The sequence below is a fragment of the Sphingomonas sp. CFBP 13728 genome, from assembly GCF_014841895.1.
GTDB lineage: Bacteria > Pseudomonadota > Alphaproteobacteria > Sphingomonadales > Sphingomonadaceae > Sphingomonas.
The window spans coordinates 1431142-1456439 of the sequence record NZ_JACYUS010000001.1 but is presented as its reverse complement, the minus strand read 5'-3'; the positions used below and the strand labels follow the sequence as shown (position 1 = coordinate 1456439).

The 25298-nt window shown below is 65.4% G+C and carries 30 protein-coding genes; 20 read left to right on the top strand and 10 right to left on the bottom strand.

All coding sequences use genetic code 11. The features are described 5' to 3' along the window. Window positions 1–45: 45 nt before the first annotated feature. Window positions 46–681: an RdgB/HAM1 family non-canonical purine NTP pyrophosphatase gene (gene rdgB / locus IFT67_RS06565; RefSeq protein WP_192145669.1), complete on the bottom strand. Its 636-nt coding sequence runs from the start codon at window positions 679–681 to the stop codon at window positions 46–48. After that, entirely contained in the window at window positions 678–1394 is a 717-nt protein-coding gene (rph, locus tag IFT67_RS06560; protein ID WP_192145667.1) for a ribonuclease PH, read from the bottom strand. The genes rdgB and rph overlap by 4 nt, the downstream gene beginning before the upstream one ends. Window positions 1395–1582: 188 nt before the next feature. Between rph and hrcA the strand changes: the two genes are divergently transcribed. The 4 genes from hrcA to IFT67_RS06540 all read left to right on the top strand — a co-directional run bounded on the left by hrcA (window position 1583) and on the right by IFT67_RS06540 (window position 4940). Then, window positions 1583–2626 (top strand): heat-inducible transcriptional repressor HrcA, encoded by a 1044-nt coding sequence (gene hrcA / locus IFT67_RS06555; protein ID WP_093399755.1) that lies wholly within the window; start codon window positions 1583–1585, stop codon window positions 2624–2626. 25 nt (window positions 2627–2651) lie between these two features. Next, entirely contained in the window at window positions 2652–3191 is a 540-nt protein-coding gene (gene grpE, locus IFT67_RS06550; RefSeq protein ID WP_056488509.1) for a nucleotide exchange factor GrpE, read from the top strand. 178 nt (window positions 3192–3369) lie between these two features. Next, on the top strand, window positions 3370–4593 hold the full coding sequence (locus IFT67_RS06545; RefSeq protein ID WP_192145665.1) for a threonine synthase: 1224 nt from the start codon (window positions 3370–3372) through the stop codon (window positions 4591–4593). Window positions 4594–4700: 107 nt separating this feature from the next. Then, window positions 4701–4940, top strand: a complete 240-nt coding sequence (locus tag IFT67_RS06540; protein ID WP_107961456.1) for a hypothetical protein — start codon at window positions 4701–4703, stop codon at window positions 4938–4940. Between the two features lie 113 nt (window positions 4941–5053). On the opposite strand, the gene IFT67_RS06535 is transcribed toward IFT67_RS06540, so the two are convergent. Then, window positions 5054–5518, bottom strand: a complete 465-nt coding sequence (locus tag IFT67_RS06535) for a vgr related protein (protein ID WP_192145663.1) — start codon at window positions 5516–5518, stop codon at window positions 5054–5056. Next, window positions 5515–5952: a copper chaperone PCu(A)C gene (locus IFT67_RS06530; protein WP_192145661.1), complete on the bottom strand. Its 438-nt coding sequence runs from the start codon at window positions 5950–5952 to the stop codon at window positions 5515–5517. Before IFT67_RS06530 ends, IFT67_RS06535 begins: the two co-directional genes overlap by 4 nt. Window positions 5953–6120: 168 nt before the next feature. On the opposite strand from IFT67_RS06530, the gene dnaK reads away from it, so the two are divergent. The 4 genes from dnaK (at window position 6121) to IFT67_RS06510 (ending at window position 10303) form a co-directional block, all read left to right on the top strand. Beyond that, window positions 6121–8022 (top strand): molecular chaperone DnaK, encoded by a 1902-nt coding sequence (gene dnaK, locus IFT67_RS06525; protein WP_192145659.1) that lies wholly within the window; start codon window positions 6121–6123, stop codon window positions 8020–8022. A gap of 116 nt (window positions 8023–8138) precedes the next feature. After that, on the top strand, window positions 8139–9272 hold the full coding sequence (dnaJ, locus tag IFT67_RS06520) for a molecular chaperone DnaJ (protein ID WP_192145653.1): 1134 nt from the start codon (window positions 8139–8141) through the stop codon (window positions 9270–9272). A 32-nt stretch (window positions 9273–9304) separates the two neighbouring features. Then, a complete protein-coding gene (locus IFT67_RS06515; protein ID WP_192145651.1) occupies window positions 9305–9775 on the top strand; it encodes a hypothetical protein in 471 nt (156 codons plus the stop codon). A gap of 75 nt (window positions 9776–9850) precedes the next feature. Beyond that, window positions 9851–10303, top strand: a complete 453-nt coding sequence (locus tag IFT67_RS06510; protein ID WP_107961461.1) for a TM2 domain-containing protein — start codon at window positions 9851–9853, stop codon at window positions 10301–10303. Window positions 10304–10390: 87 nt separating this feature from the next. On the opposite strand, the gene IFT67_RS06505 is transcribed toward IFT67_RS06510, so the two are convergent. The 3 genes from IFT67_RS06505 to purB form a co-directional block, all read right to left on the bottom strand. Further along, window positions 10391–10654 carry a hypothetical protein gene (locus IFT67_RS06505; RefSeq protein WP_192145649.1) on the bottom strand — a complete coding sequence of 88 codons (264 nt, stop codon included), beginning with the start codon at window positions 10652–10654 and terminating at the stop codon, window positions 10391–10393. A gap of 228 nt (window positions 10655–10882) precedes the next feature. Further along, window positions 10883–11110: a hypothetical protein gene (locus tag IFT67_RS06500; protein ID WP_192145647.1), complete on the bottom strand. Its 228-nt coding sequence runs from the start codon at window positions 11108–11110 to the stop codon at window positions 10883–10885. A gap of 92 nt (window positions 11111–11202) precedes the next feature. Beyond that, window positions 11203–12501, bottom strand: coding sequence for an adenylosuccinate lyase (purB, locus tag IFT67_RS06495; RefSeq protein ID WP_192145645.1), 1299 nt, complete (start codon window positions 12499–12501; stop codon window positions 11203–11205). A gap of 231 nt (window positions 12502–12732) precedes the next feature. On the opposite strand from purB, the gene IFT67_RS06490 reads away from it, so the two are divergent. After that, a complete protein-coding gene (locus IFT67_RS06490) occupies window positions 12733–13185 on the top strand; it encodes an EF-hand domain-containing protein (RefSeq protein ID WP_192145643.1) in 453 nt (150 codons plus the stop codon). Window positions 13186–13279: 94 nt separating this feature from the next. Here the strand turns inward: IFT67_RS06490 and IFT67_RS06485 are convergent, their stop codons facing one another. From IFT67_RS06485 to radC, 3 genes are all read right to left on the bottom strand, one after another. Further along, entirely contained in the window at window positions 13280–13681 is a 402-nt protein-coding gene (locus tag IFT67_RS06485) for a BLUF domain-containing protein (RefSeq protein ID WP_192145641.1), read from the bottom strand. Window positions 13682–13747: 66 nt separating this feature from the next. Next, complete coding sequence (locus tag IFT67_RS06480) at window positions 13748–13960, bottom strand: hypothetical protein (protein WP_192146643.1); 213 nt, start codon at window positions 13958–13960, stop codon at window positions 13748–13750. 86 nt (window positions 13961–14046) lie between these two features. After that, complete coding sequence (radC, locus tag IFT67_RS06475; RefSeq protein WP_192145639.1) at window positions 14047–14751, bottom strand: RadC family protein; 705 nt, start codon at window positions 14749–14751, stop codon at window positions 14047–14049. Between the two features lie 86 nt (window positions 14752–14837). On the opposite strand from radC, the gene IFT67_RS06470 reads away from it, so the two are divergent. The 11 genes from IFT67_RS06470 to IFT67_RS06420 all read left to right on the top strand — a co-directional run bounded on the left by IFT67_RS06470 (window position 14838) and on the right by IFT67_RS06420 (window position 25250). Next, window positions 14838–18008 carry an intermembrane phospholipid transport YdbH family protein gene (locus IFT67_RS06470; protein WP_342450571.1) on the top strand — a complete coding sequence of 1057 codons (3171 nt, stop codon included), beginning with the start codon at window positions 14838–14840 and terminating at the stop codon, window positions 18006–18008. Then, entirely contained in the window at window positions 18005–18232 is a 228-nt protein-coding gene (locus IFT67_RS06465; RefSeq protein WP_431358313.1) for a YnbE family lipoprotein, read from the top strand. The genes IFT67_RS06470 and IFT67_RS06465 overlap by 4 nt, the downstream gene beginning before the upstream one ends. Before the next feature lies 1 nt (window position 18233). Beyond that, window positions 18234–18614 carry a YdbL family probable chaperone protein gene (locus IFT67_RS06460; RefSeq protein ID WP_093399745.1) on the top strand — a complete coding sequence of 127 codons (381 nt, stop codon included), beginning with the start codon at window positions 18234–18236 and terminating at the stop codon, window positions 18612–18614. A gap of 269 nt (window positions 18615–18883) precedes the next feature. Next, the gene (locus tag IFT67_RS06455) at window positions 18884–19204 is read left to right on the top strand and encodes an AtpZ/AtpI family protein (RefSeq protein ID WP_192145637.1); all 321 of its coding nucleotides are present in this window, start codon (window positions 18884–18886) and stop codon (window positions 19202–19204) included. Window positions 19205–19274: 70 nt separating this feature from the next. Continuing rightward, window positions 19275–20033 carry a F0F1 ATP synthase subunit A gene (locus tag IFT67_RS06450; protein ID WP_056056028.1) on the top strand — a complete coding sequence of 253 codons (759 nt, stop codon included), beginning with the start codon at window positions 19275–19277 and terminating at the stop codon, window positions 20031–20033. A gap of 39 nt (window positions 20034–20072) precedes the next feature. After that, a complete protein-coding gene (locus IFT67_RS06445) occupies window positions 20073–20300 on the top strand; it encodes a F0F1 ATP synthase subunit C (protein ID WP_031394300.1) in 228 nt (75 codons plus the stop codon). Between the two features lie 57 nt (window positions 20301–20357). Then, window positions 20358–20852: a F0F1 ATP synthase subunit B family protein gene (locus IFT67_RS06440; protein ID WP_107961470.1), complete on the top strand. Its 495-nt coding sequence runs from the start codon at window positions 20358–20360 to the stop codon at window positions 20850–20852. Window positions 20853–20889: 37 nt separating this feature from the next. Next, window positions 20890–21462 (top strand): F0F1 ATP synthase subunit B family protein, encoded by a 573-nt coding sequence (locus IFT67_RS06435; RefSeq protein WP_181321102.1) that lies wholly within the window; start codon window positions 20890–20892, stop codon window positions 21460–21462. A 155-nt stretch (window positions 21463–21617) separates the two neighbouring features. Then, window positions 21618–21938 carry a DMT family transporter gene (locus IFT67_RS06430; protein WP_056488555.1) on the top strand — a complete coding sequence of 107 codons (321 nt, stop codon included), beginning with the start codon at window positions 21618–21620 and terminating at the stop codon, window positions 21936–21938. A gap of 312 nt (window positions 21939–22250) precedes the next feature. Then, window positions 22251–24176 carry an excinuclease ABC subunit UvrC gene (gene uvrC / locus IFT67_RS06425; protein WP_056055419.1) on the top strand — a complete coding sequence of 642 codons (1926 nt, stop codon included), beginning with the start codon at window positions 22251–22253 and terminating at the stop codon, window positions 24174–24176. Between the two features lie 96 nt (window positions 24177–24272). Beyond that, a complete protein-coding gene (locus IFT67_RS06420; protein WP_192145635.1) occupies window positions 24273–25250 on the top strand; it encodes a polysaccharide deacetylase family protein in 978 nt (325 codons plus the stop codon). Window positions 25251–25298: the final 48 nt, after the last annotated feature.

The following is a 25298-nucleotide window of genomic DNA, read 5'->3' as shown; positions in this document are numbered from 1 at the left end:
TCAGGATGACGAGAAGCTGGCGGCAGGTTCCCCGCCGCCAGATTTTCAGAATACCGCCGCTTCCAGCAACTTGAACGCCTCGTTCCGATGGCTGATCGCGTTCTTCGTCTCGTGTGGCAGCTCGGCATAGGTCTGGTCGTAGCCGAGCGGCACGAATACCGGGTCATACCCGAACCCGACATTGCCACGCGGCGGCCAGGTCAACGTCCCCTCGGCGCGACCTTCGAACCATTCGACATGACCATCGGGCCACGCCAGCGCGAGCACGCTGACGAAATGCGCACCGCGCGTTGCGTCCGGACCCTTGGCGACGACTGCGTCCTCGACCTTCTGCATCGCCATCATCCAATCGCGACCGTTCGGCGTTTCCGCCCAATCCGCCGTGTAGACGCCCGGATCGCCGTTCAGCGCATCGACGCACAGCCCGCTATCGTCCGCGAGCGCGGGATAGCCCGACAGGTCCGCCGCCGAGCGCGCCTTCAGTTCGGCATTGGCGAAGAACGTCGTGCCCGTCTCGACGGGCTCCGGCAGATCGAGCTCGGCGGCGGAAACGACTTCCAGCCCGCGCCCTTCGAGTAACGCGGCGATCTCGCGCACCTTGCCCTTGTTGTGGCTGGCGATGACCAGCTTGCCCGGCTGGAGCTTGCGGATCGCCTGCGGTTCCTTGCCCTCGCCGCTCACTTGGCCACGGCTTTCGCCTGCGCCGCGAAGATGTCGGTGCAGCCGATCCGCGCGAGCCGCAGCAGGCGGAGCAGCGCCTCCTCGTCATAGGTCGCGCCCTCGGCGGTCGCCTGCGCCTCGGCGATATTGCCGTTCTCCAGCAGCACGAAGTTCGCATCCGCATCTGCGCCCGAATCCTCGATATAGTCGAGGTCCAGCACCGGATTGCCCTGGTAGATGCCGCAGCTGATCGCCGCGACCTTCTGCGTCAGCGGGTCGGCGGACAGCTTGCCGCTCGCCAGCAAGCCGTCGATCGCGAGCCGCAGCGCGACCCAGCCGCCCGAGATCGACGCGGTGCGCGTGCCGCCATCCGCCTGGATCACGTCGCAGTCGATCACGATCTGGCGCTCGCCGAGCAGCTTGAGGTCGACGACCGCGCGAAGGCTACGGCCGATCAACCGCTGGATTTCCTGCGTGCGACCCGACTGCTTGCCCTTGGCGGCCTCGCGGTTGTTGCGCGTGTTGGTGGCGCGCGGGAGCATGCCGTATTCGGCGGTCACCCAGCCTTCGCCCTTGCCGCGCATGAACGGCGGCACCTTCTCCTCGACGCTGGCGGTGACGAGCACTTTCGTGTCGCCGAAGCCGATCAGGACGGAGCCCTCGGCATGCTTGGTGAAGCGCGGCTCGATCGTGATCGCACGCATCTGGTCTGGGGCTCGGCCGGATGGGCGCATAGTCTTATCCTAATCAAATTGCCGTTCGTCCCGAGTAGCCATCGAGCTTGTCGAGAGGGCGTATCGAAGGACATGTACCTCGATACGGGTTCTCGACTTCGCTCGACCCCTACTTGGCACGAACGGGGTGTGAGTAATTGCCGCTGCCTAGCCTTTCGTTTGGTCGCTCGCCAGCCTAGATCAAAGCGATGGCCACGCCCCCCGTCACCGAACTGACCGATCGCGCGCGCGACATTTTTCGTGCGGTGGTAGACAGCTATCTCGCCAGCGGTACGCCTGTCGGGTCGAAGACGATCGCGCAGCTGACCGGTCTCAGCCTCTCACCCGCGTCGATTCGCGGCGTGATGGGCGAACTCGAAGGCCTTGGCCTGCTCGCCAGCCCGCATACCAGCGCCGGCCGCATGCCGACCGACCGGGGCCTGCGACTGTTCGTCGACGGCATGATGCAGGCGATGGAGCCGTCCTTCGAGGAACGCCAGACGATCGAGGCACGCGCCGGTGTTGGCGGCCCGGTCGAGGAGGCGCTGGCCGCCACCACGCTCGCGCTGTCGGGGCTGTCGGCCTGCGCGGGACTGGTGATGGTCCCCAAGCGCGAGTTGAAGCTCCGCCAGATCGCCTTCGTCGCGCTGTCGCCCGAACAGGCACTGGCGGTGCTGGTCAGCGAGGACGGCTCGGTCGAGAATCGCGTGATCGCGCTGCCCAAGGGCATGTCGCCGTCTGCGCTGATCGAGGCGGGCAACTACATGTCGGCGACGCTCGGCGGCCTGACGCTGGCAGATGCGCGGACCCGGATCGAGCGCGAGTTGGCGGACGGGCAGGCGGCGCTCGACGGTGCGGCGCGGACGTTGGTCGAGCGCGGCATCGCGGTGTGGAGCGAGGATGCGGATCGTCGCCCGGTGCTGATCGTCCGCGGGCAGGGGCGCCTGATCGATGCCGCCGCCGCCGCCGATCTCGACCGGGTCCGTGACCTGCTCGACGATCTCGAGGGAAAGCAGGAAGTCGCATCGCTTCTGGACAGTGCGCGGGCCGGTGATTCGACGCGGATTTTCATCGGCGCGGAGACCAAATTGTTCGCGTTGTCGGGGTCTTCGGTGATCGCCAGGCCCTTCCGCGGATTGGACGGCCGGGTGGTCGGCGTGGTCGGCGTGATCGGCCCCACGCGGTTGAACTATGCGCGCGTCGTGCCCATGGTGGATTTCACGGCTGCAACGCTCGCCCGGTTGATGGGTTGAGCCGGCCCAATTTATAGGGAAAACCATGTCCGACATCGACCAGAACACGCCTGCAGACCTGCGCGAAGAGACCGCCGAAGCCGCGCCTGAGGTGGCCTCGAACGACCGCGTCGCGGAACTGGAGAACCAGCTGGCGGAAGCCAAGCAGAACGTCCTCTACGCGCAGGCGGAGATCCAGAACGTCCGCCGCCGCGCCGAGAAAGAAGCGCAGGACGCCCGCGCCTATGCCGCGACGGCGTTTGCGCGCGACGTGTTGTCGGTCGCCGACAACCTGTCGCGGGGCCTGTCGGCTATCCCGGCCGATTTGCGCGCGGACGACAAGATGAAGGGGCTCGTCACAGGACTCGAGGCGACCGGTCGCGAGCTGGAGAGCGTGTTCCAGCGCCACGGCATCACCAAGATCGCCGCGGAAGGCCAGATGCTCGATCCGAACAAGCACCAGGCGATGCTGGAGGTTCCGAGCGACCAGCCTGCCGGGACCATCGTCCAGGAAATGCAGGCGGGCTACATGATCAAGGACCGCCTGCTGCGTCCCGCGATGGTTGGCGTCGCCAAGGCTGGCTGAATCCTCCCCGGGACGGGGAGGGGGACCGCCACGCGCTTGCGTGGTGGTGGAGGGGGCTCCCCTCCCGCGTACCATCTGCGGCCGGGGGCTTACGTCGAGCGTTACGAACGCGGCACGCCCCCTCCACCAGCTGCGCTGGTCCCCCTCCCCTTGCAGGGGAGGATTTGAAAGTCAGTTCATGAACCAGAACCTCACCGCCGATCGCCAGACCTTCGTCACGCATCTCGAATGCTCGATCACCGGCGAGCGGTATGAGGCGGATCAGCTTCACGGGCTGTCCCGCGCCGGGCGGCCTTTGCTCGTCCGCTACGATCTCAACGCGGTGCGGTCCGCGGTTTCGCGGGAGACGATCGAGGCGCGGTCGACCGATCTGTGGCGGTGGCGCGAACTTCTCCCCGTCCGCCACACGTCCAACATCGTCAGCCTCGGCGAGATCGAGACGCCGTTGGTGCCGCTGACCAAGTCCGGCGGCCCCAACGTGCTCGTCAAGGACGAAGGCCGCCTCCCGACCGGTAGCTTCAAGGCCCGAGGCCTCGTCATGGCCGTGGCGATGGCGAAGGAGCTTGGGGTCAAGAAAATCGCGATGCCGACCAACGGCAATGCGGGCGCAGCGCTCGCGGCTTATGCCACCCGCTGCGGGATCGAGACGATCGTGTTCTGCCCGGACGACACGCCCGAGATCAACGTCCGCGAGATCGCGATGCAGGGCGCGCGGGTCTGGCGGGTCAACGGCCTGATCGACGATTGCGGCGCGATCGTCGGCAAGGGCGCCGCGGAGGGCCGCTGGTTCGACTTCTCGACGCTGAAGGAGCCCTATCGGATCGAGGGCAAGAAGACGATGGGGCTCGAACTCGCCACGCAATTCGGTTGGAAACTGCCGGATGCGATCTTCTACCCTACCGGTGGCGGCACCGGGCTGATCGGAATGTGGAAGGCGTTCGACGAACTCGAGAAGCTTGGCTGGATCGGCTCGGAGCGCCCGAAGATGTTCGCGGTGCAGGCGAGCGGCTGCGCGCCGATCGTCCGCGCGTTCGAAGCGGGCGAGGAGCATGCCGAGCGTTGGGAAGACGCCAGCACCGTCGCGGCCGGCATCCGTGTGCCGAAGGCGGTCGGCGACTTTCTGATCCTGCGCGCGGTGCGCGAAAGTGGCGGACAGGCAATGGCGGTCGGCGATCCGGCGATCTTGAAGGCGGTCGATGCGGCGGCAAAGCAGGACGGGTTGCTGCTATGCCCCGAGGGTGGCGCGACGTTAGCCGCCTATCATCAGGCGCTGAACACTGGGTTGGTCGACGAGGACGACAAGGTCGTTCTTTTCAACTGCGCGACGGGACTGAAGTATCCGATGCCCGAAGCGCCGCAAGCGCTTGGTAGAACACGACCTATCGATTTCGACGCGCTGTAAACGGCGGATTTCTGCCGATCGGGTGGGTCTCGATCTACCAGATCGGTGGTTGAAATTGATCCATGTTGGCTGCAACGGGGCGCCCTTGTTTACAAAAGGGGTCTTCAATGCAGAAAATCATCCAGGTCGTTTGTGTCGTGCTCATCGCCGCGGCGGTGATGTTCGGCGGACGTTGGTACATGTACGTTGCGCAGGGTTCGAGCCCGTATGACGAGGTCGGCATCGCGTTGAACGGCTACGCGCCGGGACCGATGCGCGCCTGGGGCTGCCACAAGATGCAGGCGCGGTTCCCTGGCCAGTTGCCGCCTTACGGATGTGCCGGGCCGGATGGTCGTAGCTGGCTGTAACAAACGTCCGTCACCCCAGCGAAAGCTGGGATCTCCCCGTGATAGCGCGCGCCCTTGCCGCTTGAGATCCCAGCTTTCGCTGGGATGACGGTGGGGGGACGGGGTGGCTGACGTCAGGCCGACACTAATGGCGTGAACGGCAGCACCGTCTCATACTGCGCGAGCGGCGGGGCGCCCGCCACCTTTGCGCCCGCGCGCAGCAGGAAGGCGTGCCGCACGATTTCGCCCTGTTGCTCAATCCCGTAGCGATGCAGCGCCACCCCCGGCCGGAACGCATAGTCGTACCGACACCAGGGATGCCGCGCCAAGGGCAGGAACACGCCGCGCTGGTGCTGCCAGATGTGTGTCATCTCGTGAATGAACAGCCCCTGCAACGTCAGGTTGGCGTGCGCAAAGTCGTCGCACCAAAGATCGCCCTTGGGGTGGAAGTGGATGCAGCCGCGCGGCGCCATCACCGTATCGCGCGGCTGGAAGAACGCCCATTTGCTCCGAGCCAAACTCACCGAAGAGTAATCGATCGCGCCCCCGAACACCGATGCCGCGAGCGCCGTCTCCGCCTCGGTAAGTCCGCGCTTCACTTACCCGCCGGGGTCCCCGCCGCGACCACGGTCGCGTTGTTTATGATGCGCGTCCCATCTGCGAACGCGAACGTGAGCGTCACGCGATCAGCGGGTTTGATCCCCGAGTTCATGTTGAACAGCATCACATGCCGCCCACCCGGCGCGAACGCTACGTCCGTATTCGCGGGAATGTCGACGCGTGTCAGCGGTGCCATCGTCGACATGCCGCCCTTGTCCATCGTCTCGTGCATCTCGGCCTTGATCGCGACGTCGGTGGTGACCGAGATCAGCGTCGCCGGCGTAGGACCCCCGTGCACCGTGAAATACGCCGCCGCCGGGCGTCCGGTGACCGCGCCGAGCCGCACCCAGGCCCCGTCCACCGACAGTTCCTTCGGCGGCGAGCACGACGCCAGTGTCATCGCCGCAACACCCAGTCCGAAAACGATACGCATAGGTTAACTTTCCCCGGGGGTTGCCTCTTGTGCATCCTATGACCGGTACAATCTTGCGGCAAGCGCGAGGCCACCTATATCGCGCCCATCATCAGAAAGGTTCCGCCTCCGAAACGGGGTGGAGCGGATTTCGTATTTTCGTTTCAAGTGAGGGGCTAATCAGAACTCATGGCTAAAGTAATCGGTATCGATCTCGGCACGACCAACAGCTGCGTTTCCGTCATGGAAGGCGGCAAGCCCAAGGTCATCGAGAATTCCGAGGGCGCGCGCACCACGCCGTCGATCGTCGCCTTCGCCAAGGACGGCGAGCGACTGGTCGGCCAGCCGGCCAAGCGCCAGGCAGTGACGAACGGCGACAACACCATCTTCGCGGTGAAGCGCCTGATCGGCCGTCGCTTCGACGATCCGATCACCAAGAAGGACACCGAGCTGGTCCCGTACAAGATCTCGCGTGGCCCGAACGGCGACGCATGGGTCTCGGCAGGCGGCAAGGATTACTCGCCGTCGCAGATCTCGGCGTTCACGCTGCAGAAGATGAAGGAAACCGCTGAGTCGTATCTCGGCGAGACGGTCACGCAGGCGGTCATCACGGTTCCTGCGTACTTTAACGACGCCCAGCGCCAGGCGACCAAGGATGCCGGCCAGATCGCGGGCCTCGAAGTGCTGCGCATCATCAACGAGCCGACTGCGGCGGCGCTAGCCTACGGCCTCGACAAGCAGGACGGCAAGACGATCGCGGTCTACGATCTCGGCGGCGGCACGTTCGACATCTCGGTGCTGGAAATCGGCGACGGCGTGTTCGAGGTGAAGGCCACGAACGGTGACACCTTCCTCGGCGGTGAGGATTTCGACAACAAGATCGTCCAGTACCTCGCCGACGAGTTCAAGAAAGCCGAGGGCATCGACCTTGCCAAGGACAAGCTGGCGCTCCAGCGTCTGAAGGAAGCGGCCGAGAAGGCGAAGATCGAGCTCAGCTCGGCGCAGTCGACCGAGGTCAACCTGCCCTTCATCACCGCGGACCAGAACGGCCCGAAGCATCTGGTGAAGTCGATCACCCGCGCCGACCTGGAGCGGATGGTCGAGGACCTGGTCAAGCGTACGCTCGAGCCTTGCCGCAAGGCGCTCGCAGACGGCGGCCTGAAGCCCGAGGACATCTCGGAGGTCGTGTTGGTCGGCGGCATGACGCGCATGCCGCGCGTCCGTGAAGTCGTGAAGCAGTTCTTCGGCAAGGAGCCGCACACCGGCGTCAACCCGGACGAGGTCGTCGCGATGGGCGCCGCGATCCAGGCCGGCGTGCTGCAGGGCGACGTCAAGGACGTGCTGCTGCTCGACGTGACGCCGCTGTCGCTCGGCATCGAGACGCTGGGTGGCGTGTTCACCCGGATGATCGATCGCAACACGACGATCCCGACCAAGAAGTCGCAGACCTACTCGACCGCCGACGACAACCAGGGCGCGGTGACGATCCGCGTGTTCCAGGGCGAGCGCGAGATGGCGGCCGACAACAAGATGCTCGGCAATTTCGATCTCGTCGGCATTCCGCCCGCACCGCGCGGCGTGCCGCAGATCGAAGTCACGTTCGACATCGATGCCAACGGCCTCGTCAGCGTCTCGGCGAAGGACAAGGGCACCGGCAAGGAGCAGCAGATCCGCATCCAGGCATCGGGTGGCCTGTCGGACAACGACATCGACCAGATGGTCCGCGACGCCGAGACCTTCGCCGAGGAGGACAAGAAGCGTCGTGCGGGCGCCGAGGCGAAGAACAACGCCGAGTCGCTGGTCCACACCACCGAGCGTCAGCTTGCCGACAATGGCGACAAGGTCGACGAGTCGCTGAAGACCGAGATCCAGGCTGCGATCGACGCGACCAAGGCTGCGGTCGAAAGCGGCGATGCGGACGCGATGACCGAGAAGAGCACCGCGCTCGCCCAGGTCGCGATGAAGCTCGGCCAGGCGATCTACGAGAAGCAGGCCCAGGCGGACGCATCGCCGTCGGCCGACGGCGCGAAGAAGGACGACGACGTCGTCGACGCCGAGTTCTCGGAAGTCGACGACAACCCGAAGGCGTAACCGACGTCCCCCTCTCCCCGTCGGGGAGAGGGTCGGGGTGAGGGGCAGTACCGAGAGGGGCCGCGTGTGGCGCCCCTCTCCCAACCCTCTCCCCGGAGGGGAGAGGGCTTGAGATCATGAGTACCCAGACAGATTATTACGAACTGCTCGAATGCGAGCGGACCGCGGATGCGGGGACGATCAAGTCGTCCTACCGCAAGCTCGCGATGAAGTATCACCCGGACAAGAATTCGGGCTGCAAGGATTCCGAAGCGCAGTTCAAGGCGGTCAGCGAGGCGTACGAGTGCCTCAAGGACCCGCAGAAGCGTGCGGCCTATGATCGCTTCGGCCACGCCGCATTCCAGAACGGCGGCGGTGGTGGTCATGGCGGCGGCGCGCAGGATTTCGGCGGCTTCAGCGACATCTTCGAAAGCGTCTTTGGCGAGTTCATGGGCGGCGCACAGCGCGGCGGCGGTCGCTCGGCGGCACGACGCGGCGCGGACCTGCGCTACGACATGGAAGTCAGCTTGGAAGAAGCGTTTCACGGCAAGACGACCGAGATCACGATCGACGTCTCCGCGCTATGCGACACCTGCGACGGCTCGGGCGCCAAGGTCGGTACGCGCGCGAAGACCTGCCAGCATTGTGGCGGGCACGGCAAGGTGCGGGCACAGCAGGGCTTCTTCGTGGTCGAGCGCGCCTGCCCGGTCTGCAACGGTGCGGGCGAAGTCATCGCCGACCCGTGCCCGGATTGCCGCGGCGAAGGTCGCGTCGAGAAGACCAAGACGCTGTCGATCAACGTCCCTCCCGGTGTCGACGAAGGCACGAGGATCCGCATGTCGGGCGAGGGCGAGGCGGGCGCCCGCGGCGCACCGTCCGGCGACCTCTACATCTTCCTCCACGTCACCAAGCACAATCTGTTCGAGCGCGAAGGCACGACCTTGTTCGCGCGCGCGCCGATCAGCTTCACGGTTGCGTCGCTCGGCGGTTCGCTGTCGATCCCCGGCCTCGACGGCCGCACGCACGAGGTGAAGATTCCCGCCGGCATCCAGTCGGGCAAGCAACTCCGCCAGCGCGGCGCCGGCATGCCGGTATTGCAGGGCCGCGGCCACGGCGACCTCGTCGTCCAGATCGACGTCGAAACCCCCACGCGTCTCAGCAACCGCCAGAAGGAACTGCTCGAGATGTTCCGCGAGACGGAGACGGGCGATGAGTGCCCGGCGAGCCAGGGCTTCTTCGCCAAGTTGAAGGGCGTGTTCGCCGGGGAATAAACTGGCTACATACTGAACCAAAGGGGGGCGCAATGCTGGCATGTCTTTTCACCGCGGTCGCATGTTGGCTGGTCATGGCCACCGCCCCCCAAACCCCGATCGGCCGGGCCATGCGTCACGTGCTGATCGATAAACCAGCGGCACGGTTGCTACGGTTCACCCGAGGCGATGCTGCGGTGATGTTCCTGCTGATGATCGCGGCTGCGATGGTTACGCTCGTCGGCGAAGGCGACGGTATCAGGCTGCTCACTTTGGCGGCGCCCGATGTCGCGATCTGGATCACGACGTTCGAGATTTCAGCCTATTTCGACATTCTCATGGCGCTGGCCGCTGCAGCATCCAGCCTGCGCGTCCGGGGTTTCATGACGCGCTGGCTCAGCGTCTTCACGCGTCGCCCGGCTGCAAAAGCCCACAAGCGCGCGATCCGCTCGCGGAAAACACGATCGACGAATGCCGACAACGACGACGACAGACATTGGCGTCAAACCGCGCTCGCCGCCTGATCTGGCAAAGCATGAGTTCAAGCTTGCCTGATCCGCATCATCCGCCAGAATGCGAAACGAACACTGAGGAATGACATGCGCGGACAGGTTTTAGGCGTCGATCCCCGCACGGGCGAAGGGCTCGTCGCGGGGCAGGACGGACAACGTTACCGGTTCGCTCGCGAGGATTGGGCGCACCGCGGCGAACCCGCGATCGGTATCGAGGTCGATTTCGAGGCCGCCAACGACCGCGCGCTCAGCGTCTTTCCGATGCCCACCGCGCCGGGCCCGCGTCGCGCCGTACCGCCCGAGGCACTCCCAACCAACGATCGCAACAAATACGTCGCGGCAGTGATGGCGTTCGTGATCGGCACGCTCGGCATCCACCGCTTCTACCTCGGCCGGACCGGCTCCGGGATCGTCATGCTGGTGCTTACGCTCACGGTCGTCGGCCTGGTCATCAGCGCGCCCTGGGCGTTGATCGATATGATCCGCTACCTGATGATGTCCGACGAGGAGTTCGCCGCGCGCTATCCGCGCAAGCGGTGATTGGCTGGCGCTAGCGCCAATGGCTTGACGTACATCGAGCGTCGCCAGCCCCGGCAGCAAACTATGCTCCCGGGGCGGGTGTCGGGCTCATTTCGTGACGATGGTAACCCCGCGCGTGCTCCATTCGGACCGCGTTTCGCAAATCGTCTCTGGCAACGTCTTGTCGACCTTACGACCCAGAACCGTACGCGGCATGCAGACGCGGCTAGTGTCGTCCTTGAAGACGCTTGCCGGCATCTTGATCAGGATGGGCTTTTCGCCTGCCGCGTATGCGGGTGCGGATACGCCGGTCAGTGCGGCGATGCTTGCAGAGAGTATGAAAACCGAGCGGAGCGAGGGCGAGTTGAACATGCAATGCCTTTCACGGAATAGCGCTCAAGTGCGCCATATCCCGGTCACTGCATTAATGATGCCAAACACCTAAGTTGTTGTGATGCTTGTATATGTTCTAGAGCCAGGCATTCGAGAACGCCGGGCTTCGACCATGTTGCGGGAGTTTTCGCCAGATATCGGCACATCGTCCGCGTAAACCTGGGCCCTAGCCGCGCCCCCTCGGGAGGGGGCGGGCGGGCCGATGGCTCAGAAGGCGGTGATGACCACCCCGACCACCAGCGCTTGAGCCGCGATCGCCAGCATGGTGCTGGTCACGGTTTCGAACATGCGCATGGGTAGGTCTCCGATGCCGGAACAATATCCGGCAAGCGGCATATGGTCATAGTTGCGCGTTGTCGCAATTTTGTAACACGTAATCGCAATTGCGTTGCGTGCAATCGGCGCGATCCCGGGGCGGCCTGCCGTCCAGCTCAACCCGTCATCCTGACGAAAGTCAGGATCCAGAGCCAAGCAGGACGGCGTTTAATTACTCTGGATCCCGACTTTCGTCAGGAGGCCCAGGGGAGTCAGGCCGCGCCGAATACCCGTGCGAAGATCGTGTCGACGTGCTTCAAATGATAGCCGAGGTCAAACTTGTCCTCGAGCTCCGCATCCGACAGCGTCACTTCCGGATCCGCCTTCAGCAGCTCAAGCAGCGACAGCGCGCCGTCCGAGTCCCACACCTTCATCGCGTTGCGCTGGACCAGCCGGTACGCGTCCTCGCGGCTCACGCCCGCCTGCGTCAGTGCCAGCAGCACGCGCTGCGAATGGACGAGGCCGCCCATCTTGTTGAGGTTCTTCAACATCCGCTCGGGGTACACGACCAGCTTGTCCATCACCCCGGTCAGCCGCGCCAGCGCGAAGTCGAGCGTGATCGTTGCATCGGGTCCGATGTACCGCTCGACCGACGAGTGCGAGATATCGCGCTCATGCCAGAGCGCGACGTTCTCCATTGCCGGCGTGACGTACCCGCGCACCATCCGCGCGAGACCCGTGAGGTTCTCGGTCAGCACGGGGTTGCGCTTGTGCGGCATCGCCGACGAACCCTTCTGGCCCGGCGAAAAGAACTCTTCGACTTCGAGCACTTCGGTCCGCTGCAAATGCCGAACCTCCGTCGCGAGCCGCTCGATCGAGCTGGCGATCACGCCCAAGGTCGCAAAGAACATCGCGTGACGATCGCGCGGTATGACCTGCGTCGAGACCGGCTCGACCGACAGTCCGAGCTTGCCGGCGACATACTCTTCCACGAACGGATCGATGTTCGCGAACGTCCCCACCGCACCCGAGATCGCGCAGGTCGCGACGTCCTCGCGCGCCGCCACCAGCCGCGCGCGGTTGCGCGCGAACTCGGCATGCGCCTGCGCGAGCTTCAGCCCGAACGTCACCGGCTCGGCGTGGATACCGTGGCTGCGGCCGATCGTCGGCGTCATCTTGTGCTCGCGCGCGCGGCGTTCGAGCACCACGAGCAACGCATCGAGATCGGCAATCAGGATGTCACTCGCCTTGGCCAGCTGCACCGCGAGGCAGGTGTCGAGCACGTCCGACGAGGTCATGCCCTGATGCATGAAGCGTGCTTCGGGGCCGACATGCTCGGCGACGTTGGTCAGGAAGGCGATGACGTCGTGCTTGGTCTCGCGCTCGATCTCGTCGATCCGGTCGACCTCGAACGCGCCCTTTTCCCAGATCGCGGCGGCGGCTTCCTTGGGGACCACGCCGAGTTCGGCGAGCGCGTCGGTGGCGTGCGCCTCGATCTCGAACCAGATCTTGAAGCGCGCTTCGGGCGTCCAGATCGCGACCATGTCGGGGCGGGAATAGCGGGGGACCATCGGGTTTCCTCGGGAGCGTGAAGGGTAGGGCGCATCGCGTGCCATCCGGCCCGCGGTTGCCCGCGAAACGCGGTAGCAGGACGCAGGGGAAGGTTCAAATCACCGCCAAGGGGTTATGTATCGAAGTACGTCGGCGTATACCGATAATAGATTGATCGCGGTATCGAGACTATAATCGGATCGATAGCACGAGCCTTCAGTACAAGCGTAGAACTGCATTGGAGATATGCAATGTTGAAATTTGCTATGATTGCAGGTGTGGCGATGATCGCTGCGCCGGTATTGGCGCAAACCACGACCGGGCCGGTGCAGGGCTCGCCATCCGGTACGGCTGCTGTTCCATCCAGTACGCCCGGCGATGCTGCTGTATCCGGACAACAGGGCACGCCGACCGACGCGGTGCCGATGCAGTCCGCCGCACGCGAACAGCCGGCGACGGGCAGTCAGGTGGCACAGGTCGTCGACACCGAATTTCCGACCTATGACAAGAACGGCGACGGCAAGCTCAGCGCGACGGAGTTCGGCGGCTGGATGGTCGCGCTGAAGAGCAAGACCGATCCGACGACCAAGCCGGATGCGCCCGAGACGAAGAAGTGGGTCTCCACGGCGTTTGCGCAGGCCGATACCGACAAGAACAAGTCGCTGACGAAGACCGAGTTGACCAGCTTCCTGTCGCAGGGCTGATCTGCCCCGGCCGGGTTACGCCGCCGTCGCACGACACGTCGCACGACATGCCGCAGGATACAGGGCCGCCGCATGCGTTCGGCGGCCTTTTCGATCAGGTACCAAGCGTTCCCGTCGCCATCAGGGACAGGAACGGGCTGCGGACGGCGTCCGAGGCGCTGGCGAGCAGCCGCCGTATACGCGCGTCATACGCGTCCACCGGATCCGTCGCGCGGCGGTGTGCCATCGTCCACCCGCCGAACTGACGGTCGCGGATCGAGATATTGTGCTGCAACGACAGGCCGTGGTGGCGATGATCGTTCAAGATCCTCTCGAACGTCGAGTCGATGCTTGCAGTCGGACCCTCGATCACTTGTAGAAACCGCGTACCGTCGGACCACAGTAAACCGGTGATGCCGTCTATCGCGTTGTTATGGCGCGACTGTTCCAATATTCCCACGAGGTCGGCCTTGTCGCCCGTAACCGTGCTCGAGCTGACGTAGAGAATTTGGCGCATCGGGTCTCCGGTCTGTCTTGGTGACAGATGGATACTCGGGAATGCGGCGCAGCGTCTTGCCGTGGATCAACCGGTCTTGCGGGCGGCTCGTTCTTCGGCTGCGCGGGTTTCGGCAAGGATCTGGCCTTGCGCCTCGGCGGCACCATCGAGCAGTCGATCCGACGTCTCGGCCGCGGCTTCGGGGGTCAGCGACACCGCGACGCCGTCGGGTCCATCGACCATGACCTGTCCGTGTTCGGCGGTCACCGTCGAGGGTTCGTCGTGCAATCTGTTGTCCACCACCGGGTACTCCTTCGTCAGGTCAACGAAGGTCGCCGTCAAAAGACACGGCGATATCCCGGCTCGGCCGCCTATTTCTCACTGCGTTAGATCAATCCCTGCGCGCGTAAACTGACATGGCCGCCGGTGCCCATCACGATATGGTCGTGCACGGTGATGCCGAGCCGCTTGCCTGCCTCGGCAATGGTCCGCGTGATGTCGATGTCGGCGCGGCTGGGGGAGGGGTCGCCGCTCGGGTGATTGTGGACGAGGATGATCGACGCGGAGCCGAGGTCGATCGCGCGGCGGATGACTTCGCGGACGTACACCGCGGCCTGGTCGATCGAGCCCTTGCTCATCACCTCGTCGCGAATCAGCATATTCTTGGTGTTGAGGTGCAGCACGCGGAAGCGCTCGATCGCGTGGTGCGCCATGTCCGCGCGAAGATAATCGAGCAGCGCTTGCCAGTTGGCGAGCACCGGGCGGTCGCTGACGTGCGACTGGAGCAGGCGGATCGCGGCGGCGTGCGCGATCTTGATCGCGGCGGTCGAGATTTCGCCCATGCCCTTCACCCGGCCGAGCGCCTCGGCATCCGCGGTCAGCACACCGCCGATCCCGCCGAATTCGCGCATCAGCGCCTTGGCGAGCGCCTTGGTATCGCCGCGCGGGATGGCGATCGCGAGCAGGTATTCGATGAGTTCGTGATCGAGCAGCGCGTTGCTGCCGCCTTCGAACAGGCGTTTGCGGAGGCGGCCGCGATGGCCCTTCAGATCGTCCCCCCGGACGTCATCGTCTTCGTCCGGATCGGCCATTTTGCGATGCTAGCACATCCCTGGGCAATTGCATGACGGCCTTGCTCCCGACTATGCAGGCCTTGAAAGCGTGGCGGAGTGAGTTGGTGACCGAGACGAGCGAGACGGGGGCCGACCCCGGGGCCGATCCTCGCCGTCCTGCGACTGCCCGCCGCGTTGCGCTGGGGATCGCGCTGCTCCTGATCGCCGCGCTGGTCGTGCTGTGGCTGGTACGAAAGCCGATCGCCGAGCGGTTCATCGACCGAGAACTCGCCAAGGCCGGCGTACCTGCGCGGTACGATATTGCCGACCTCGCGCTGGGCGGCCAGCGACTGACCAACGTCGTGATCGGCGATCCGGCGCATCCCGACTTGGTCGCCGACTGGGTCGAAACGCGGACCGGCGTCGGGCTGTCCGGGCCGTATCTGGAGGGCGTGCGCGCGGGAAAGGTCCGGCTGCGCGGGCGACTGGTGGACGGGAAAGTGTCGCTCGGCGCGATCGATAGGTTGTTATCCGCGCCGTCGGGGAAGCCGTTCGCATTACCGGCGCTCGACGTGTCGGTGGCCGATGGGCGGATGCGGCTGGAGACTCCGCAGGGGATCGTCGGGTTGAAGCTGGCGGGCTCCGGCAAGCTCGACGACGGGTTCCGCGGGTCGTTGGCAGCGATCAGCGAGCGGCTCGATCTCGGCGGGTGCGTGATCGACCGGCTCGCGGCGGCGGTGAAGTTGCAGATCGACGCGGCCAAACCGACGATCACGGGGCCGGTGCGCGTATCGCGGCTCGCCTGCGGGACGACGCAGGCGGAGCGGATCGTGGCCGATCTGGACGTCGGACTCTCGGCCGCGCTCGATCGCTGGCAGGGTAAGGCGACGCTCAAGACGGGCGCTGCACGGACGCCGGGCGCGACTTTGGCAAGTGTCGGGGGCACCATCGACTTCACCGGCACCGCGGCGGCGACCGGCGGCAAGGCGGTCATCGCCGCCGACACGGTTCGCACCACCGAGGGCGGCGCGCGGCGGGTTGCGCTCGCGGGCACGTACCGGATCGGCCAGCAGATCGCGTTCGATGGGCGTGTTCAGGCGAGCGGCGCCGCGGTGGCGCGGAAGCGACTCGCGGGGCTGGCGGGTATCGGCGGTGCGGCCGCGGGGACGCCCGTAGCGCCGTTGGCGAGTGCGGTGACACAGGCGATCCAGAAGGCCGGCCGCGGATTTGCCGCTGACGCCGACCTTCGCGTGCGGATCGGCGGCGGGCGCGGCAAGGCCGTGCTGTCGCGTCTGGCGCTCGCCTCCGCCAGTGGTGCGCGCGTGGCGCTTGGCGGCGGGAGCGGGGTCGCATTCGGCTGGCCGAACGGTGGCGTGCGGCTCCACACGGTGCTTGCGATGCGCGGCGGCGGCTTGCCCGAGGCGCGCGTGTCGCTGGCGCAGGCGAAACCCGGGGCGGCGATCCGCGGTGTTGCCACCATCGCGCCTTATGCAGCGGGTGGCGCGCGACTGGCGCTGACGCCCGTCACCTTCAACGCAACGCCGGGCGGGGCAACCTCGATCGCGACGCGCGTCACGCTCGCGGGGCCAATAGGAGTGGGCGGTTCCGGCAACCGGGTCGACGGCCTGTCGATCCCAGTCGCGGCGCTTTGGGACGGTCGCGGGCGGCTGGTTGTCAACACCGGTTGCGTGCCTTTGGCAGTCCAGCGCTTTGCGATCTCCGGCCTCGTGCTCGATCCGTCACGGCTGACCTTGTGCCCGATTGATGGCGCGCTGGTGCAGATCAACGGCGCGCAAGTCAGCGGCGGCGCGAAGATCGCCGCGGCAAAGCTGAGTGGGCGACTCGGCACGACCCCGATCACGCTCGCGACCGCGGGAGCGACCGTGCGGCTGGCGGATCGCGGCTTTGCGATCGACGGCGTGCAGATCCGCATCGGTGCGCCCGAACGTGTCACGCGACTCGACTTCGCCACCGTCACGGGCCGCATGACCGAGCAGGGCGTGGCGGGCGCGTTCACGGGTGGCTCGGGACAGATTGCCAACGTGCCGCTGCTGCTCGGCGAAGCCGCCGGCGACTGGACGCTCGTCAAGGGCGCGCTCAACCTCACCGGCGCGATGGGGGTATCCGATGCCGCGCCGACCCCGCGCTTCAAGCCGCTTGCTGCCCGCAGCGTTACGCTCGCGCTCGTCAACGGCACGATTACCGCGGCGGCCACGCTGTTCGAACCGACCACCAACACCAAGGTCGCCGACGTCAAGCTGACTCACGCGCTGGGTGCCGGTGCAGGCAAGGCGGACCTCAACGTCCCCGCGATCGCGTTCGCCAAGGACAAGCTGCAACCCGACGCGCTGACCCCGCTGACCTTCGGCGTGATCGCCGACGTCAACGGATCGGTCAGCGGCGAGGGGCATATCGCCTGGAACCCCGACGGCGTGACCAGCACCGGCGTATTCCGCACCGCCGGCACCGATCTTGCCGCCGCATTTGGCCCCGTCACGGGAATCGCCACCGAGATTCGCTTCACCGACCTGCTCAACCTCCAGAGCGCGCCGGGGCAGGTCGCGACGATCCGCACGCTCAACCCCGGCATCCCGGTCAGCGACGGCACGATCCGTTACCAGACGCTGCCGGGCGCGCGCGTGCAGGTCGAGGGAGGCTCGTGGCCGTTCGCGGGCGGATCGCTAACGCTCGACCCGACGTTGCTCGATTTCTCCGCGCAGTCCGAGCGGCGGATGACGTTCCACGTCGCCAACATGGCGGCCGACCAGTTCTTGCAACAGTTCGATTTCAAGAATCTCGACGCGACCGGCATCTTCGACGGCGTGCTGCCGATGATCTTCGACGAAACGGGCGGCCGGATCGAAGGCGGCGACCTGCGCGTCCGGCCGGGTGGCGGGACGCTCGCCTATGTCGGCGATCTTAGCCAGAAGGATCTTGGCGTCTGGGCGAACATCGCATTCGGCGCGCTGAAGTCGCTGCGCTACCAGTCGCTGCGCGTCGGCCTGAACGGGCCGCTTGCCGGCGAGATGGTGACGGACGTGCGTTTCGCCGGGATCAGCCAGGGCGAGGGGGCGAAGTCGAACTTCATCGTCCGCCGCCTGCAGAAACTGCCGTTCGTGTTCAATATCCGTATCAAGGCGCCGTTCCGCGGGCTGCTCGATTCGGCGCAGAGCTTCTACGATCCGAAGCGGCTGATCCAGCGCAACCTGCCAGCGCTGCTGCAACAGCAGGCCGCACCGCCTCCTCCTCCCAAGCCCCCAACCATTCAGCCTCCCGCAAGCAGGATCGTGCCATGACCGAAACAGGATTGAAGAAGCTGGAGCAAAGGCCGATCTTGCGCATGATGACGAGGACGATCGCGATTATCGGGCTGTTGGCCGCCCTGCCGGGCTGCATCAACGTGTCGGCGCCCGACAAGCCGATCGAGATCAACCTCAACATCAACGTCACGCAGGAAGTGGTCTATCGTCTCGATGGCGAGGCGAAATCGTTGATCCAGCAGAATCCGGGGATATTTTAAGATGAAGACCAAGGTCCTTATGATGGTTGCCGCAGCGGCGGCTCTCGGTGGCCTGTCTGTCGCGGCAACCGCGCAGCGCGATCCGGCCTATGCCGCGGCGCGTGCCGGGGGCGAGGTCGGTGAGCAGCCCGACGGCTATCTCGGCCTAGTCGGCGCGGCGAGCGGTGATCTGCGTGCGCTGGTCAACAACATCAATATCCAGCGCAAGTCGGCGTACACGGCAAAGGCGCAGGCGAGCGGCGCGACGGTCGAGCAACTCGCCTTCACGAGCGGCTGCAACCTGATCATGCAGACCAACCCCGGCGAGAAGTACAAGACGCCGAACGGTGTCTGGAAGACCCGCACCGCCGGTGCGCCCGAACGCGATTCGCGCTGCGTTTGATTTGAAGGCCGTCGCGTAGCCTCAACCGTCACCCCAGCGAAAGCTGGGGTCTCGTGCGGGAGGGGGGGCGCTCCGTTACCGGGAGACCCCAGCTTCCGCTGGGGTGACGATTGGGGGGTGGCGGGTTCCTGTGAACCAAGCCACATCATGACACGCAATTCACACCGGTTGACTTGCACCACCCCCTTTTCTAAACGGACCGCGCCTTGGCGGGATCGCTCGTCGCTGCTTGCTTCCTCCCCGATGCGAAATCAGGTGGAGGAACGTGCGTGGCGGAGATCGAACCCGGACAGGACCCCCAGGGTGTTGAAGATCCGCGACTTTCCGCGCTCGATGAGCGATTGCGAGAGGCGCAGCATCGGGAAACGCTGGCAAAGGGGCAGAAGGGGGCGGATTCCGAGCGAGGGTACTCGCAAGGCAATCGCGTCATTTCCGCTCTGATCGGGAGTCTCGTCGGCAGTGCGCTGATCGGGTGGTTGATAGACCATTGGTTCGGCACTGGCCCTTGGGGACTGATCGTGCTGCTGTTCCTCGGGATAGCGGTCGCGTTCAGGCAGATCATTCGAATTTCAGGCGAACGCCCGGAGTAACCGGGCGTTTGTCGTATCAAGACGGCAGGGATTCCACGTGGCGGCAGAACAGGGCGGCAAGATCGATCCGATGCACCAGTTCCTGATCGAGCCGGCGTTCGGCTCGCACTGGATCGTTGGTGGCTATGACCTGTCGTTCACCAATTCCGCATTGTGGATGGTGGTGACGCTGGTCGCGCTTTGGGCGTTCATGATCGGTGGCATGAAGCGTGAGCTCGTGCCCGGTCGTTGGCAGATGGCGGTCGAGGGCTTCACCGGCTTCATTTCGGGCATGCTCGAGCAGAATGTCGGCCCCGGCGGCAAGCGCTTCGTGCCCTATGTCTTCTCGCTGTTCATGTTCATCCTGTTCGCGAACATCATCGGCTTGCTCCCGTTCGGCATCGTCCCCGGCGTGCATCCGTTCACCGTGACCAGCCACATGACCGTCACCGGCGTGCTGGCGCTGATCAGCTTCGCGATCGTCCTGCTCGTCGGTTTCGGCAAGCACGGCTTCCACTTCTTCTCGCTGTTCGTGCCGAGCGGTACGCCCGCACTGATGATCCCGCTGATCTTCGTGGTCGAGCTGATGTCGTTCCTAGTGCGTCCGTTCTCGCTCGGTCTGCGACTGTTCGTGGCGATGACCGCGGGGCATATCCTGCTCAAGGTGCTGGCCGCGTTCGTGATCAACGGCCTGAACCTTGGCGGGATGTATATCGGCCTGGTGAGCGCGCCGAGCATGCTGCTGATGATCGGCATCACGCTGCTCGAGCTGCTGGTCGCCGCGATTCAGGCCTATGTGTTCGCGTTGCTGACGTCGGTCTATCTGAACGACGCCGTAAACCTTCACTAAGTTTTCCATTACCTAACTGATTTTCAAAGGGAATTTATCATGGACGTCAACGCAGCAAAGATGATCGGCGCCGGCCTCGCAGCGATCGGCATGGGCCTCGCAGCACTCGGCGTGGGCAACGTGTTCGCTCAGTTCCTCGCCGGCGCTCTGCGCAACCCGGGCGCAGCCGACAGCCAGCAGGGCCGTCTGTTCATCGGTTTCGCAGCAGCCGAGCTTCTCGGCCTGCTCGCCTTCGTCACCATGATCATCCTGGTGTTCGTCGCCTAACCACTCGCTGATTTGGCCGGGCAACCGCGCCCGGCCGGATTAACGCAGGACAGACCAATGCCCCAGATTGCCCAGATAGCCGCTACCTACGCCTCGCAGATCTTCTGGCTGCTCCTCACCTTCGGCATCCTGTATTTCGGGATCGGCAAGGGAATGGTGCCAAAGATCGTGTCCAACGTGGACTCGCGCGAAGGCAAGATCGCAGGCGATCTGGCGGCAGCGGTCGCTGCCCGTGCGCAGGCCGATACGGTCCAGGCGAACTGGCAGGCCGAAATGGACGCGGCCCGCGTTGCGGCGCAGGCCGAGACCGCGGCAGCGGCGAAGCGTGCGGCGACCGCGTTCGAGCAGCAGGTCCATGCGGCCGACGCCGAACTCGCCGAGCGTCTGGGTCATCACGATCTGGCGGTCGCGAACGCGAAGGCCGAGGCGCTCTCGAACTTGCAGGGCGTCGCCGCCGAAGCAGCACAGCAATTGGCCGCCAAGGTCGCTGGTCTCCAGGTCAGCCTGGACGCGGCGACCGACGCGGTACGCAGGACGACGGCGCATGGCTAATCCAGATTCGGCCGCAAAGGTCATCCACGAAGAGGGCATGGCGCCCGAAGGTGCGATCGACAACCAGGGCATCCAGGGTCACACGACCGCGCCCGGCGGCGTCGAGCATGTCGCCGATCCGACCGCGCTCGGCCTGACCTCGACCGGCTGGGTCGCGGTGGCGATGATCGTCGTCATCCTGCTGATGATCTGGAAGAAGGTTCCAGGGATGATCGGCAAGATGCTCGACACGCGCATCGCCGGCATCCGCACGCAGCTCGACGAAGCCAAGGCGCTCCGTGCCGAAGCCGAGGCGATCCGCACCGAGTACGAGGCGAAGGCCAAGACCGCCCATGTCGAGGCCGAAGCCATGAAGGCCCACGCACACCACGAAGCCGCGGCGATCATCGCCAAGGCCAAGGCCGGTGCCGAAGACCTCATGACCCGTCGCGCGAAGATGGCCGAGGACAAGATCGCCGCCGCCGAGCGCGCCGCGATCGCCGAAGTCCGCGCGCGGGCGGCGGATGCTGCGGCCAAGGCTGCCGGCATCCTGATCGCCGAGCACCACGACGCCGCCGCCGACCGGATGATGGTCGACCGCTCGATCTCCGGCCTCAGCCGCCTGAACTGATTCTGCTCCTCTCCCCTCGGGGAGAGGAATGGGCCCGCCGCAAAGCAGTGGGAAGGTGAGGGCACGTCCCTCCCACGACCCATCATTATTGACGGCCGTCTCTTCCCGGGTTTCCGGCGGCCGAGTCTCCAATCTGAGCCCGTTGGAGAAGAACTATGTCCTGGCTCATCCTCGCCGTCGCGGTCGTCACCGAAATCTGCTGGGCGCTCAGCCTGAAATGGGCGGCCACCGTCGCCACGTGGCAGGCCTCCAGCGTCCCGATCATCCTCAGCTTCGTCAACATGGGCCTGCTCGCGCTCGCCATGCGCGGTCTCCCCGCGGGCACCGCCTACGCAATCTGGACCGGCGCCGGCGCGATCGGCGTCATCATCGGCGGCGTCATCCTGTTCGGCGACAAGGTCAGCGGCATCCAGGCCTGCTTCATGGCGCTGACCGTCGTCGGCATCGTCGGCACCAAGGTCTTCGCCCAAACCTGAATCTCGTTGCCCGTAGGGCATGGAAGAGGTTGATTCACGCGAAGGCGCAAAGGCGCGAAGAGAAGGTGGGTTCAAGCGGAGACGCGGAGACGCGGAGGTGTTGGATACGGGGCTGACGGACCGGCTAGCTTCAAGCCGATACAAGCCTTCGGCAGTTTGAGGGCGACCGCTGCACTGCTCGAATCTTCTCTCCGCGGCTCCGCGTCTCCGCGTGAACCAACTCCTCCCTTCTCTTCGCGCCTTCGCGCCTTCGCGTGAACATCACTGCCTTAAGCTGGCATAACCCCCTCGCACTCCCTAGATTCCGCAATAATGTCCTCCCCCAATTCCCCCGACCGGTTCAACGAAGACAAATCCACGTTCGCCGTCCGCGGCGGCGGTGAAGCGCCCGACCTCGCGGCAGGCGTAGCGGCGATTCGCAACGTGCTCGACACGCTGCCGATCCGCCCCGGCGTCTACCGCATGCAGGATGCGCGCGGCGACGTGCTCTATGTCGGCAAGGCGCGTGCGCTGCGGAACCGCGTCGCGAACTATGTTCAGGTCGAGCGGCTGACGAAGCGCCTCCAGCGGATGGTGTCGCAGACCCGGTCGATGACGATCGTCACGACCAACAACGAAGCCGAGGCGCTGCTGCTCGAATCGCAGCTGATCAAGCGGTACCGCCCCGCCTACAACGTGCTGCTGCGCGACGATAAGAGCTTCCCGTTCATACTCCTGCGCGACGACCACGCCTTTCCGCGCGTGCAGAAGCACCGTGGCGCGCGCCGCGCGAAGGGGAATTATTACGGGCCGTTCGCCAGCGCCGGGTCGGTCAACAACACGCTCAACGCGCTCCAGAAGCTGTTCCTCCTGCGCAGTTGCACCGACAGCTTCTTCAAGACCCGCGACCGGCCCTGCCTGTTGTACCAGATCAAGCGCTGCTCCGCGCCGTGCGTCGGCCGGATCGACGAAGCCGCGTACCGGGAACTGACCGAGGACGCGAAGGCGTTCCTCGGCGGCAAGTCCACCGGCGTGCAGGCTAAGCTCGGCGCGCAGATGCAGGCCGCCGCGGAGAACATGGACTTCGAACTCGCGGCTTTGCTCCGCGACCGTCTCCGCGCGCTCACCTTCATCCAGGGCACGCAGGCGATCAACGCGGAAGGGGTGGGCGACGCCGACATCTTCGCGATGGCGTGCAAGGACGGCCTCATCGGCATCCAGGCGTTCTTCATCCGCGGCGGTCAGAACTGGGGGCATCGCAGCTTCTTCCCGCAGCACACCAACGACGTCCCCGAGGACGAGGTGCTGACCAGCTTCCTCGGCCAGTTCTACGAGGAGGTCCCGCCGCCCAAGCAGATCCTGCTCGACCGCGAACTCACGGAAGGCGCGCTGCTGGCCGAAGCACTAGGCGAACGCGCCGGCTACAAGATCGCGTTGCAGGTTCCGCAGCGCGGCGATCGGCGTCGTCTGATGGACCAGGCGAAGCGCAACGCGATCGAGGCGATCGAACGGCGCCAGGCGGAATCTACGACGCAGGCCAAGCTGCTGCGCGAAGTCGCCGACCTGTTCGACCTCGCCGAGCCGCCAGAACGCATCGAGATCTACGACAACAGCCACATCCAGGGCACCGCCGCGACCGGCGCGATGGTCGTCGCGGGGCCGGAGGGCTTCCGCAAAGGCCAGTATCGAAAGTTCAATATCAAGAACAAGGATACCGCGCCGGGCGACGATTTCGCGATGATGCGCGAGGTCTTCACCCGGCGCTTCTCACGCGCGCAGGCCGAGGACCCCGATCGCGATTCGGGCGACTGGCCGGATCTGGTGCTGATTGACGGTGGCAAAGGCCAGCTCAACACGGTGAAGGCCGCGCTGGAGGAGATCGGCGTCGAGGACGTGTGCCTCGTTGGGATCGCCAAGGGCCCCGAGCATGGCCGCGATGGGCGAGAGGTGTTCCACATGCTCGACGGTCGCGAGTTCCAGCTCCCCGTCAACGCGCCGGTGCTATTCTATCTCCAGCGCCTGCGCGACGAGGTCCACCGGTTTGCGATCGGCGTCCACCGCGACAAGCGCAGCAAGGCGATCGGCGCCAGCCCGCTCGACGAAGTGCCCGGCATCGGCCCAGCGCGCAAGAAGGCGCTGCTAATGCACTTCGGCACCGGCCGCGCGGTCCGCAACGCGAGCTTGCAGGACCTGCAACAGGCGCCTGGAGTCTCGGCGGGGGTCGCGCAACAGGTGTATGATTTCTATCATTCACGTTAAATTGTCGTGGCTTGTTTGGGTATTCCTCGACCGGAAACGAGGGGAGCAGAGGGCAGTGCAACGCAATCTTCATGACCGTTTGTTACGAATGGTTACGTGACCACGCCCGTGTTTCTTACCGTCGACACGGAGTTCGCGTGGCGGCACCATGTCGCGGGGCTCGACGTCGACGCGATCTACGCGCGCTCGCTGGAGCCCGCCGGCGTCGGGCTCGGCTACCAGCTTGCGGAGTTGGCGCGGCATGATCTGAAGGCGTGTTTCTTCGTCGATCCGATGCCGGCGATCACCTTTGGACTGGCGCCGGTGCGCCGCATGATCGAGACGATTCTCGAAGCCGGGCAGGAGGTGCAGCTTCACCTTCATCCCAACTGGACGACCGCACGGATTGGCGACCGCGGGGCCGCGCATGACCGGTTCGCGCTGTTCGACTACAGCCTCGCCGAACAGACCGACCTGCTGGTGCGCGCCATCGACCTGCTGGTCGAGGGCGGTGCACCCGCGCCGATCGCGTTCCGCGCGGGTAGTTATGCCGCCAACGACGACACGCTTGCCGCACTCGGATCGCTGGGCTTCCGCTACGACAGCAGCCATAACGGCTCCGAAGCGCCGGGATCGAGCCGGATCTCGTTATCCCCACGCCAGATCGCACCGGTCCGATCGTCGCCTGATGGCGATCTCATTGAGGTACCCGTCACGGTCATCGAGGACCTACGCGGCCGGATTCGCACATTCCAGCTTTGCGCTCTGTCCGCGGGCGAAAGCTACGACGCGCTCGAACACGCCGCGGTGTCGCACCATGCGGCGGTGACGATCGTCTCGCATGGTTTCGAACTCGCCAACCGCCGCGGCACGCGTGCGAATGGCGTCCACGTCCGCCGCTTCCAGGCGTTGTGCGCGATGCTCGCGGAGATGCGCGACGTGCTGCCGACCACGCATTTCGCCGATCGCCCGGTACTGGCGCTCGATCACGCAGACGTGCCGCTCGGTCCCGATCCGCTGCGCACCCGCTGGCGTCAGGCCGAGCAACTCTGGTCCAACTGGATTTCGGAACGCCCTCGATCGCGGCGCCGCTGACGTCCGCCGGTAATCGCTGGGCCCTCCCGCTAGCCATCGCGGAGCGCT

Coding starts and splice junctions, on each gene's coding strand:
- IFT67_RS06485 (WP_192145641.1), bottom strand. CDS start 13,681: ATGCGCCAAATTCTCTACGTCAGCTCGAGCACGGTTACGGGCGACAAG.
- IFT67_RS06515 (WP_192145651.1), top strand. CDS start 9,305: ATGCTGGCATGTCTTTTCACCGCGGTCGCATGTTGGCTGGTCATGGCC.
- IFT67_RS06490 (WP_192145643.1), top strand. CDS start 12,733: ATGTTGAAATTTGCTATGATTGCAGGTGTGGCGATGATCGCTGCGCCG.
- rph (WP_192145667.1), bottom strand. CDS start 1,394: ATGCGCCCATCCGGCCGAGCCCCAGACCAGATGCGTGCGATCACGATC.
- hrcA (WP_093399755.1), top strand. CDS start 1,583: ATGGCCACGCCCCCCGTCACCGAACTGACCGATCGCGCGCGCGACATT.
- uvrC (WP_056055419.1), top strand. CDS start 22,251: ATGTCCTCCCCCAATTCCCCCGACCGGTTCAACGAAGACAAATCCACG.
- IFT67_RS06465 (WP_431358313.1), top strand. CDS start 18,005: ATGACCGAAACAGGATTGAAGAAGCTGGAGCAAAGGCCGATCTTGCGC.
- IFT67_RS06510 (WP_107961461.1), top strand. CDS start 9,851: ATGCGCGGACAGGTTTTAGGCGTCGATCCCCGCACGGGCGAAGGGCTC.
- IFT67_RS06440 (WP_107961470.1), top strand. CDS start 20,358: ATGCCCCAGATTGCCCAGATAGCCGCTACCTACGCCTCGCAGATCTTC.
- IFT67_RS06435 (WP_181321102.1), top strand. CDS start 20,890: ATGGCGCCCGAAGGTGCGATCGACAACCAGGGCATCCAGGGTCACACG.
- IFT67_RS06450 (WP_056056028.1), top strand. CDS start 19,275: ATGCACCAGTTCCTGATCGAGCCGGCGTTCGGCTCGCACTGGATCGTT.
- radC (WP_192145639.1), bottom strand. CDS start 14,751: ATGGCCGATCCGGACGAAGACGATGACGTCCGGGGGGACGATCTGAAG.
- dnaK (WP_192145659.1), top strand. CDS start 6,121: ATGGCTAAAGTAATCGGTATCGATCTCGGCACGACCAACAGCTGCGTT.
- IFT67_RS06460 (WP_093399745.1), top strand. CDS start 18,234: ATGAAGACCAAGGTCCTTATGATGGTTGCCGCAGCGGCGGCTCTCGGT.
- dnaJ (WP_192145653.1), top strand. CDS start 8,139: ATGAGTACCCAGACAGATTATTACGAACTGCTCGAATGCGAGCGGACC.
- IFT67_RS06430 (WP_056488555.1), top strand. CDS start 21,618: ATGTCCTGGCTCATCCTCGCCGTCGCGGTCGTCACCGAAATCTGCTGG.
- IFT67_RS06445 (WP_031394300.1), top strand. CDS start 20,073: ATGGACGTCAACGCAGCAAAGATGATCGGCGCCGGCCTCGCAGCGATC.
- IFT67_RS06540 (WP_107961456.1), top strand. CDS start 4,701: ATGCAGAAAATCATCCAGGTCGTTTGTGTCGTGCTCATCGCCGCGGCG.
- grpE (WP_056488509.1), top strand. CDS start 2,652: ATGTCCGACATCGACCAGAACACGCCTGCAGACCTGCGCGAAGAGACC.
- IFT67_RS06530 (WP_192145661.1), bottom strand. CDS start 5,952: ATGCGTATCGTTTTCGGACTGGGTGTTGCGGCGATGACACTGGCGTCG.
- IFT67_RS06505 (WP_192145649.1), bottom strand. CDS start 10,654: ATGTTCAACTCGCCCTCGCTCCGCTCGGTTTTCATACTCTCTGCAAGC.
- IFT67_RS06545 (WP_192145665.1), top strand. CDS start 3,370: ATGAACCAGAACCTCACCGCCGATCGCCAGACCTTCGTCACGCATCTC.
- purB (WP_192145645.1), bottom strand. CDS start 12,501: ATGGTCCCCCGCTATTCCCGCCCCGACATGGTCGCGATCTGGACGCCC.